The 9,659-nt window shown below is 71.2% G+C and carries 8 protein-coding genes; 4 read left to right on the forward strand and 4 right to left on the reverse strand.

What is annotated here, in order from left to right; genetic code table 11:
• Positions 1-71: 71 nt before the first annotated feature.
• Entirely contained in the window at positions 72-782 is a 711-nt protein-coding gene (locus tag IE295_RS22835; protein WP_190065589.1) for a hypothetical protein, read from the reverse strand.
• 330 nt (positions 783-1,112) lie between these two features.
• Entirely contained in the window at positions 1,113-1,907 is a 795-nt protein-coding gene (locus tag IE295_RS22840; RefSeq protein WP_224322903.1) for a serine protease, read from the reverse strand.
• A 227-nt stretch (positions 1,908-2,134) separates the two neighbouring features.
• On the opposite strand from IE295_RS22840, the gene IE295_RS22845 reads away from it, so the two are divergent.
• Complete coding sequence (locus tag IE295_RS22845; RefSeq protein WP_224322864.1) at positions 2,135-3,016, forward strand: hypothetical protein; 882 nt, start codon at positions 2,135-2,137, stop codon at positions 3,014-3,016.
• 32 nt (positions 3,017-3,048) lie between these two features.
• Here the strand turns inward: IE295_RS22845 and IE295_RS22850 are convergent, their stop codons facing one another.
• Together IE295_RS22850 and IE295_RS22855 are read right to left on the reverse strand one after the other, a co-directional pair.
• Positions 3,049-4,101: a glycoside hydrolase family 113 gene (locus IE295_RS22850; protein WP_224322904.1), complete on the reverse strand. Its 1,053-nt coding sequence runs from the start codon at positions 4,099-4,101 to the stop codon at positions 3,049-3,051.
• 5 nt (positions 4,102-4,106) lie between these two features.
• Positions 4,107-5,933: a DUF2334 domain-containing protein gene (locus tag IE295_RS22855; RefSeq protein ID WP_224322865.1), complete on the reverse strand. Its 1,827-nt coding sequence runs from the start codon at positions 5,931-5,933 to the stop codon at positions 4,107-4,109.
• Positions 5,934-6,464: 531 nt separating this feature from the next.
• On the opposite strand from IE295_RS22855, the gene IE295_RS22860 reads away from it, so the two are divergent.
• The 3 genes from IE295_RS22860 to IE295_RS22870 are packed head-to-tail and all read left to right on the forward strand — an operon-like array spanning position 6,465 to position 9,640.
• On the forward strand, positions 6,465-7,727 hold the full coding sequence (locus IE295_RS22860) for a glycosyltransferase (protein ID WP_190065593.1): 1,263 nt from the start codon (positions 6,465-6,467) through the stop codon (positions 7,725-7,727).
• Positions 7,728-7,784: 57 nt separating this feature from the next.
• Entirely contained in the window at positions 7,785-8,978 is a 1,194-nt protein-coding gene (gene wecB, locus IE295_RS22865; RefSeq protein ID WP_224322866.1) for a non-hydrolyzing UDP-N-acetylglucosamine 2-epimerase, read from the forward strand.
• Complete coding sequence (locus tag IE295_RS22870; protein WP_190065594.1) at positions 8,975-9,640, forward strand: calcium-binding protein; 666 nt, start codon at positions 8,975-8,977, stop codon at positions 9,638-9,640. The genes wecB and IE295_RS22870 overlap by 4 nt, the downstream gene beginning before the upstream one ends.
• Positions 9,641-9,659: the final 19 nt, after the last annotated feature.

A 9,659-nucleotide genomic window follows, 5' to 3' on the forward strand; every position in this document is an offset into this window, starting at 1 on the left:
GCGTCTTCCATGTCACCGGGGGCGTCCGCGCGCCGCAACCGCAGGCGGCCGGCCGGACGCCCGGCCGGTGCTCAGCCCTCGGCGCGTCCGTTGCGGCGCAGCGCCACGCGCACGCCGTACGCGCCGCCGCCGACGGCCAGCAGGGCCACCCCGCCGGCGAGGGCGGGCGTGACGGCGTCGCCGACGTCGTGGCTGGCCTTGATGACCTGGCCGGCCTCCACCACGCGCTTGACGGGGTTGCCGGAGGTGTCGTGGGGCGGGCGGTGCGCGGCCGGCGCGGTGTGCTGCCCGGTCCGGGGGGAGGCGACGGGGACGGTGGCGGGGGCGGCGTCGGCGGTCGCGGGGTTGCTCGCGGTGCCGGTGACGACCTGGCGGCCGGTGGTCGTGGCGGCGGCCTCGGGGGTGTGGCGCAGGGTTCCGGAGGCGAAGTCGTAGTAGTGCGTCAGGCGGCTGCCGTCGAGCTGGGCGCGCAGGGTGGGGCGGCTGCCGTCGCCGTCGATGATGCGCAGGTGGAGCCGCTCGAGGTCGGCGGAGGGCCGGGTGGCGTCGATGGTGCGCTGCCGGGTGCCGTGGGTGGTGACGGTGACGCTGGTGCCGCCGTCGCCGGAGGTGAGGCGGGCGCGGCTGCCGTCGGGGAGGAGGACCTGCCGCACGGTGGTGGTCTTGGGGCGGGCGTCGTGGTCCGGCTTGTCCACCGCGAACGCGCCGGCCGTCGGGTACACCACGGCCGCGACGGCGGCGGTGAGGACGGCGGTGGCGGCGATGCGGGACTTCACGGACACGGAGAGTGCCTTTCCGTAACGGACGGCTGGGACTGCGGCCGCCGGTCTCGGTGGCACTCCCCTTACGTTACGGACGTTTACGCGCCCCACACCTCGACTGTCCGACCATTCTCGTCTCGGCCGAAAGGATGACGGACCCCCCTCCGCGTCATACCGCAGACCGGTCCGGAGCCCTGAGGGGCGCTCGCCGCAGGGGCCCGCGGGGGCGCGCGAGGCCCGTACCGGGCTGGGCCGTCCGGGTCAGCGGACGGGCCGGGCTCCGGTACGGGCCGGTGGGCGGGGGCCGGTCCTACGGGCGTCCGCCGGGTGGCTGCCGGCTGGCCGCCGGGCTCAGCGGCCGAGGCTCGCCGCGGCGGACTTGATGGCGGAGGCGAAGGTGCTCACCTCGGTGTAGACGCCGGGGTAGTGGGGGCGGGCGCAGCCGGTGCCCCAGCTGACGATGCCGACCTGGATCCAGGCGCCGGCGTCGTCCTTGCGGAACATGGGGCCGCCGGAGTCGCCCTGGCAGGTGTCGACGCCGCCCTTTTCGAGGAAGCCGGCGCATATCTCCTCGGCGGGCGTGAGGCTGTCGCCGTAGGCGCCCGCGCAGGCCTCGTCGTCGACGTAGGGGACGTCGGCCTTGAGCAGGGAACGCTGCTGGCTGCCTCCTTCACGGTTGGCGCCCCAGCCGGCGACGGTGAAGGTGCCCTGGTTGTAGGCGGTGCTGTCGGCGATCTTGAGGGTGGGGAGGTCGATGGGCCTGGCGAGCTTGATCAGTGCCCAGTCCTTGCCGGTGCCGTTGTAGCCGGGGGCCTGCAGGACGCGGGTGGACTTGACCTTGATCGCCGAGGAGGACTGCAGGTCGACGACGCCCGCGGTGGCGGTGATGGAGGTGTCGGCGCCGCTGCCGTTCACGCAGTGGGCGGCGGTGAGGACGATCTGCTGGGTGTAGAGGGCGCCGCCGCAGCCCATGGACAGCCGCACCATCCAGGGGAACTCGCCCTGGGCGGCCGGGACGCCGCCGACCACGCCCTGTCCGGGGCGCGGGTCGGGGTCGCGGTCCTGGGCGGCCTGGGCGCCGCCGGGCTGGAGGCTGAGGGCGGCGAGGGCGACCGCGCCGATGGTGAGACATCTCTTGAGCACGATGAGGTAGGAGCGCAACGTGCTTCCTTTCGTGGGAGGTTGCGCGCATCGCGTGGTGGGGGTTGTAGAGCTCATGACAACGATGCGCGCTGTGATTATCGAACCGGGCGGCAGTCGTACCTAGCGGGGTTTTCGGCCAGTCGGGACGGGCTCTCGTCCGCCTGCCGGGGCGGCCTTGCCGCCCGCCCTACAGTGGAAGGGCAGCGGCAACCGCACGGGGGTGGTCACGCGTGGGCGGCTCGGACCCGGACGTCGCGATCCAGCACGGATTCCCGCACGTGGACACCGTGCGGACGGCGATCACCGCGCTCTACAAACGGCTCTCCTACGACGGCGTGCGCTCCTTCGCGGCGAGCGTGCCGCCGGCCGACGTGGCCTTCTCCGACCACGAGGACCCCTATCTGGGCGTGCAGCGCGTCGCCGGCGAGATGGTCCGGCACCTGAGGCTGCCGGACGCCCGCATGATCGTCAGCTTCCGCGACATGCGGCACGCGGGCAGCGTCGAACTCGCCGCCGGGCCCGAGTACTTCATCGAGCTCAACTCCCGCTTCAAGACCCACCGCAAGGACATCGGCGCCGCGCTCTCGCACGAGGTCATGCACGTCTACCTGCACCGGCTGGGGCTGGAGTTCCCCGGCACCCGGGACAACGAGATCCTCACCGACACGGCGGCCGCCTACCTGGGCGCGGGCTGGCTGCTGCTGGACGCCTACCGCGAGTCGTCGGTGACGACGCAGAAGCTGGGCTACCTGACGCCCGAGGAGTTCGGGTACGTGCTGGCCAAGCGGGCGGAGGCCTTCGGCGAGGACCCCTCGCCGTGGTTCACCAGCGCCCAGGCCTACGAGGCGTACACCCGGGGGCGCGAGCGCGCCCGGCGGGACGGGCGGCAGCCCCCGCTGGCCGCCGCCGGCCGCCTGGTCCGGCACCGCTACGCCCGCGACCGGCGCGCGAGGGCCGCCTCACCGGAGGCGGGCTACGCCTTCGAGGGCCCCGACCCGCTGCGGGTCAGCTTCCCCTGCCCGACGTGCCACCAGCGCATCCGGGTGCCGGTGCGCGGGCGGCTGCGGGCGCGCTGCGCGCTGTGCCGCACGGAGCTGGACTGCGACACCTAGCGGCCGCACCCGGACGGGCGGGCGCGGCCGGTTCAGGACGTGCCCCACCACTTGCGCAGCACCTTCTCGGCGGGCTTGCCGTGCGGCGTGTACGCCAGCCGCTTCGCGGTCTCGCCGCTGTCGGGCCAGTCGTCCCACATCCACCAGCAGACGCCCGCCCACCACGGCTTGCCCTCGAAGGCCGCGAGCAGCGCCTCGTAGGCCGCCGCCTGCTCGGCGTCGCCGTCGCGCTTGCTGACGGTCCAGGAGTAGGGGGCGGTGGTGGAGCCGCGCTGGCTGACGTAGCCCGCCTCGGTGAAGAGGATCTTGCGGTGCTGCCGCCCGGAGAACGCGGCGAGCTCCTCGGCGATCGGCTGCCAGGCCCGGCGCAGGCGGGCGGGGTCGCTGGTGGCCTGGTCGGCCAGCGGCCAGTAGGCGTCGACGCCGATGACGTCGAGATCCTTCCAGAAGGCGACCTTGCGGTACTCGTCGTAGTTGGCGGCGTACGTCAGCGGGCCCTTGTAGCGCTCGCGCACGGCGGCGACGACGCGGCCCCAGCGCTCGCCGTCCTCGGAGGTGCCGGCGAGCTCGGTGCCGACGGAGAACTGCTCGACGCCGGCGCCGCGGGAGAGTTCGGCGTAGTGGGTGATGAAGCGCTCGTACGCGCGGAACCAGGCGTCGCGGTCGCGTGGCCTGATCTCGGCGCGGTCCCCGCCCTTGATGAGGTCGACGTGCGGCTTGAGCATGACCTTCAGCCCCGCGTCGTGCGCGAGGCCGATGATGTGGCGCAGGCCGTCGTCGCCGGCCGTCTCCCCGGTGACGCGCATGGCCGCGTCGGTGATGCCGTCCTGGTACCAGGTGGGGGTGAAGGTCACCCACCGGGCGCCGGTGGCGGCGATCTGCCGCAGATACGTTCCGGCTTGGGGGCTGCCGTAGTCGTCGGTGTTCCATGAGGGGAGCGTCATGCCCCGCATCCCGCTCACCTTCCTGCCGTCGGGCCGGCCGCGGTCGGGGGACGGCCCGGGGGCGTCGCCGTCACCGGAGGAGGAGCACCCGGCGACGAAGAGGGCGGCCGCCGCCGCCAGCACGGCGCCCGCCCTCTTCATCGCGTTCACTGCGCCAGGTCCGTGGGGCCGACGAAGGTGTAACCGAGGGCCTTGAATCCCTCGACGGTCTGCTTCAGCGGCTCCACCGGGTAGTACGGGTGGTAGAAGAAGCTCGCCACGCCGTCCCGCACGGCCAGGTTGGCCTTGGCCGAGTTGATCAGGTCAGCGGGCAGCCGGGCCGGGTGGTTGTTGTAGGGCTCGGGCTCGTAGTTGCCGATGTTCTCGGGAAGCACGGTCGTACCGTAGACGTCCTTCACCGCGTACGGGAAGAACTGGCCGATGTACCGGGAGGCGTTCACCGTGCCGCCGCCGAGCGTTCCCGCGAAGTACAGCGAACGCTCCAGCCGTGCCGTGTAGTTCTGCCCGAAGACCTTGTAGTCGGTGGCGGACGCCGCGTAGTGCGGGGTCGTCCACAGCGTGGGCTTGGGCAGGCCGGCCAGCGTGAACTGGCTCAGCGCCGAGGTCACCCGGGACTGCGCCCAGAGAGTGGAGTCCTCGGCCACCGGCCCGTCGTAGATGACGTTGTCGGCGGCGTCGACGTGGGCGCGGAAGAACTCGAAGTCGTCGCCCGTGGCGCCGGTGTAGGGGTTGGCGACGTTCTTGTACTGGTGGGTGTAGCCGTGGTTCATCAGCACCGCGCCGCGCTGGAGCATGTACTTCAGCGCGGAGACGACCTGCGGCGCCTGGGCCAGCGTCACGGTCTCGGCCACACCGTTGTTGTACGCGCCCTTGGGGTCGGTGTAGGTCGGGATGACGTTGATCCCGTAGGGGATCTTCTGCGCGTAGAGGTAGTCGGCGATGGCCTTCAGCTGGGCCGGCTCCGCCTTGGGGCTGATGTCCTCGAGCCGGACGAACGCGCGGTGCCGCTCGGCGGTCGCGGGGGCGAGGGAGTCGAAGAGGAGGTCCTCGAAGACGATGACGCGGTCGGACTCGGAGACGTAGGTGAAGGGGATCTCACCGACGTAGGTGAGGTTCGACGACCGGATCGCCCAGGGGCTGGTGGTGCCGTTGTTGGCGTCCTTGGCCTGCGCGAGCTCGGTGACCTGCGGGTATCCGGCGCCGGAGAGGGCGGGGTGCAGCACGCCGCCGTCGAAGCCGGCGGGGATCTTCCGGGTCAGCGTCTGGTTCTTGTACGTGACCTGGTTGATGTTGCCGACGCTGCCGCCGGTCTCGAAGTACGAGTTGGTGGGGTCCCAGCCGTACTTCTTCTTAAAGTTCTCGATGCCGACGGCGTTGGCCATGCCCCAGATGTTGTCGCCGATCCAGCTGACGGGCTTGGTGGTCTTCAGCGCGTCCTGGTAGAAGGCGGCGGGGATGGCGTCCGGGATCGAGCCGCCGTAGTAGGTCGAGCCGACGTAGACGGTGGAGGTGTACTGCTCCACCATGCCCGCGGTGTAGGCGGAGACCGGCTTGGCGGTGACGGTGCCGAAGTGGCCGGCGAGGTTGGCGATCGCCATGGCGTAGAGCTCGCCGAGGTGGCCGTAGGGGCCGGTGGTGTCGTAGAGGACCAGGGCCGAGGTGCCGGGTGCGGCGGCGAGCGTCCGGGCGGCGGTGACCGTGGCCTTGGGCGCGGGTGCCGGGGTGACGGTGAGGCTGCCGGCGCGGCGCTTGCGGTCGTTCGCCAGACGGGCGGTGACCCACGCCTTGAGGTCCTTGGTGCTCGCCCCGGAGAGCGATGCGGAACCCACCCCCTGCAGCCCGTGCGACGGGCCGGGCCTGCCGTCCCGGGCTATCGCCTCCTCGGCCCCCGCGGAAAGCGTGACGCCGCCCACGAGGGCGGCGACGACGGCGAGGACGACGGAAATCCGGGAAATACCCGTTCTCCCGCGCAATTGTTTCATTGTGTGATTCCCCCTGGTTGACGAGCTGCCGCCGAGCCCTCACCCGAAGGAGTCGGGGCCCGACAGTTGGCTGATTCTTGTGGTCCCCGAGAAGGGTGTCAATAGACAACTACGGTCCCGACCGGGCAATTACGGACAAGGGAATTGGTGCAGACCATAAATCCCACGCGTCACACGCCCATCTTGAGCAGGCATAACACCCGGTAGATCCATAGAATTCATCGTTCCGATTCAACAACTCCCACCACAGCCCCCTAAACCCCCGTCGCCGTCTGATACTTTCCCTGCGCACGCCTCAAGCCGAGGCGGAATCCGGGGGGAACTCATGTACGGAAAACCCGCTCTGGGGACAGTCCTGCCCTTGGTAGGACTGACGGCTGCCCCAGAAGTTCTGCCGGGCATACCCTTTGCCAGGGGACTGCAGGAAGCGGCCGGAGCGGGATTCCTGCTCTATTGCGCGATAGCCGCCGCACTTCTTTCGGCGAAATTCTGGTTCGTCCTGCGAAACTCCGGTGACCGTTCATGATCACCGAAGTGATGCTGTGGTCGAGCATCGCCATCATCGTGATGGCCGGCTGCTACAACTCCACCCTCTTCGTCCTGTCGAGACAGCGGATACGCCACGCGCGGGGTCCGCGCGCCGAACGTCTCTACGTCTTTCTCCTCGCCTGCCTGAACGAGGAGAAGGTGCTCGCCGAAAGCCTGGCCCGCATCACCTCATTGCCGGCCGGGAACTTCATGGCCCTGGTCATCGACGACGCGTCCGACGACCGTACGGCCGAAATCGCCCGGTTCGCCGCCCATTCCTCGTCGAACAGGGTGCGGCTGCTCCAGCGGCACCTGCCGAACGCCCGCAAGGGCAAGGGCGCGGCCCTCAACGCCGGCATCCGTCACCTGCGCGAATCCGGCCTCCTGAAGGCGCACGACCCCGCCGACGTCATCGTCTGCGTCGTGGACGCCGACGGCCGCCTCGACCCGCACGTGGTGCAGGCGGTCGACCCCTACTTCGACGACCCGCGCACGGGCGGCACTCAGATCGGCGTGCGGATGTACAACCGGCACAAGGGGATGCTCGCCCGGCTCCAGGACATGGAGTTCGTCATCTACGGCGACATCTTCCAGTCGGCCAGGCGCTACTTCGGCAGCGTCGGCATGGGCGGCAACGGCCAGTTCATGCGGCTCTCCGCGCTGGACAGCCTCATGGACGACAGCGGCAACGGCCCCTGGAGCGACTCCCTGACCGAGGACCTCGACCTCGGGGTGCGCCTGATCGCCCGTGGTTGGACCAACCACCACTGCACCACCGCCGCCGTCTCCCAGCAGGCCGTGCTCGACGTCAAGCGCCTGGTGCGCCAGCGCTCGCGCTGGTTCCAGGGCCACCTGCAGTCGGCCGGGCTGGTCCCGCTGATCCTGCGCGAGGTGCCCACCCGGGCCGCGGTGGACCTGCTCTACCACCTCTCCAGTCCCGTCCTGATCCTGCTCACCTCGCTGCTGCCGCTGTCCTTCCTCGTGGCCACCGGCGGCACCGTCATCGGCTCGGTGCAGGCGGGACACCTGCTGTTCTCACCGATGTGGATCATCGGCCCGTACGTCCTGTCCTTCACCGCGGCGTACGCCTACGGCTGGGTCTACTCCCGGCGCGAACGAGGACTCGGGCTCGTGCGGTCGGTTCTGCTCTCGCACGTCTTCGTCCTCTACGGCTACATCTGGTTCGCCGCCGGATGGTGGGGGCTGTGGCGGATGCTCACCGGCAAGCAGACCTGGCTCAAGACCGCGCGCACCTGACAGGCCCGGCACTCCTCCACCCGTAAGCCCAGCACGTTCATTCCCCGAGGGAGACCCATGTCCCCGAACGTCCTCACCACGCCCGTACGCGCCATGCTCGTCCTGGGCACCCGTCCCGAGGCCATCAAGCTCGCGCCCGTGGCACGCGCGATGGCCGCCTCGCCGCTCTTCGAACCCGTCGTCGTCAGCACCGGCCAGCACCGCGAGATGCTCCAGCAGATGCTCGAACTCCTGCGGGTCCCCGCGAGCGTCGAGCTCGACGTGATGCGCGACCGGCAGGAGCTGTCCAAGCTGACGGCCCGGCTGGTGGACGGGCTCGGCGACGTCATCCGCGCCGAGCGCCCCGACGTCGTCATCGTCCAGGGCGACACCACCACCGCGCTCACCGGCGCCCTCGCCGCGTTCTACGAGCACATCCCCGTCGCCCACGTCGAGGCCGGGCTGCGCACCGGAGTCCTGGACAACCCCTTCCCCGAGGAGCTCAACCGCCGTCTCATCGGCCGCATGGCGCGCTGGCACTTCGCCCCCACCCCGCGCGCGGCCGGGCACCTGAGGGCCGAGGGGGTCCCGGACGCCGAGGTCTTCGTCACCGGCAACACCGTCATCGACAACCTGCTTTGGGTGCTCCAGGAGGGCACCGGCCGCGACCACTTCCGCACCGGCCTGCGGCGCGTCCTGGTCACCCTGCACCGCCGGGAGAACCAGGGCGACAAGATGCGCGCCATGGGCACCGCGCTGCGGCGGCTGGCGGACCGCGGCGACGTGGAGATCGTGCTGCCGCTGCACAAGAGCCCGGCCGTGCGCGAGGCCCTGCTGCCCGAGCTGACCGGCCACGACCGCATCAACGTCGTCGAGCCGCTGGACTACGTGGACTTCTCCGCCACCCTCGCCGGCTGCGACCTGGTGATGACCGATTCGGGCGGCATCCAGGAGGAGGCACCGAGCCTGGGCAAGCCGGCCCTGGTGCTGCGGACGACCACCGAGCGGCCGGAGGCCGTGGAGGCGGGCGCGGCGCGGCTGGTGGGCACCGAACCCCACGTCATCCTGGACGCGGCGATGCACCTGCTGGACGACGCCGCGGCCTACGAACGGATGTCGACGGCCGGGAACCCCTTCGGCGACGGGCACGCCACGGACCGCATCGTGGCGCAGCTCGCGGAGGACTTCGGCGCCGACGCCGACGCGGCGCCCGCGCCCAGCCCGCTGGTCGTCACCCAGCCCGACGGTCCGGGGTCATACTCGACGGCATGACGAGAGTTCACCGGCTTCTCGCCCTCGCACTGCTCGCGGCCGCCGTGGTGGCGGGACTGGTGTTCGCGGTGAGCGCCATCTGGGAGGACAGCGGGGAGCCGGAGCGGCCGTGGGCCGAGGGGTCGGTCCACGGGCCGTGGCGTTCGGTGTTCGACGGGCACGGCGAGAACATCGGCCGCCATGACGGCCTGGCCCTCTCCCCCAAGCCCGCCACGCGGGCGGAGGAGACCCACGCCGGCCTGATCGTCTCCACGCGGCAGTACGACGACGTGGACTTCCGCGCCCGGATGCGCACCATCGCCCAGCTGCGCACCCCCAAGCCCAATCCCTGGGAGGTGCCCTGGCTGGTGTGGGCGTACACCGACCCGGAGCACTTCTACTACATCACCCTCAAGCCGAACGGCTGGGAGCTCGGCAAGCGCGATCCCGCCTACCCCGGCGGCCAGCGGTTCCTGGCGACGGGGGCGGAGCACTTCCCGCTCGGCAGGTCGTCGGACGTCCGGGTCGCCCAGCGGGGCGCCCGGATGGAGGTGAGCGTCGACGGCCGGGGGCTGGTGGCCTACGAGGACCGGGAGCGCCCGTACCTCAAGGGGAACGTGGGGGTCTATTCGGAGGACGCGCGGGTGGTGTTCAGCGACGTCTCGGCCCGCCCTCTGGAGTGACGGGCGGCCGGGGGGACGT

It is taken from the genome of Streptomyces griseocarneus (genome assembly GCF_014655595.1).
GTDB classification, from domain to species: Bacteria; Actinomycetota; Actinomycetes; order Streptomycetales; family Streptomycetaceae; genus Streptomyces; species Streptomyces griseocarneus.

Excerpts from the sequence above, each read along its gene's own strand:
- IE295_RS22860 (WP_190065593.1), top strand. The coding sequence starts at position 6,465 with ATGATCACCGAAGTGATGCTGTGGTCGAGCATCGCCATCATCGTGATG.
- IE295_RS22870 (WP_190065594.1), top strand. The coding sequence starts at position 8,975 with ATGACGAGAGTTCACCGGCTTCTCGCCCTCGCACTGCTCGCGGCCGCC.
- IE295_RS22850 (WP_224322904.1), bottom strand. The coding sequence starts at position 4,101 with ATGAAGAGGGCGGGCGCCGTGCTGGCGGCGGCGGCCGCCCTCTTCGTC.
- wecB (WP_224322866.1), top strand. The coding sequence starts at position 7,785 with ATGTCCCCGAACGTCCTCACCACGCCCGTACGCGCCATGCTCGTCCTG.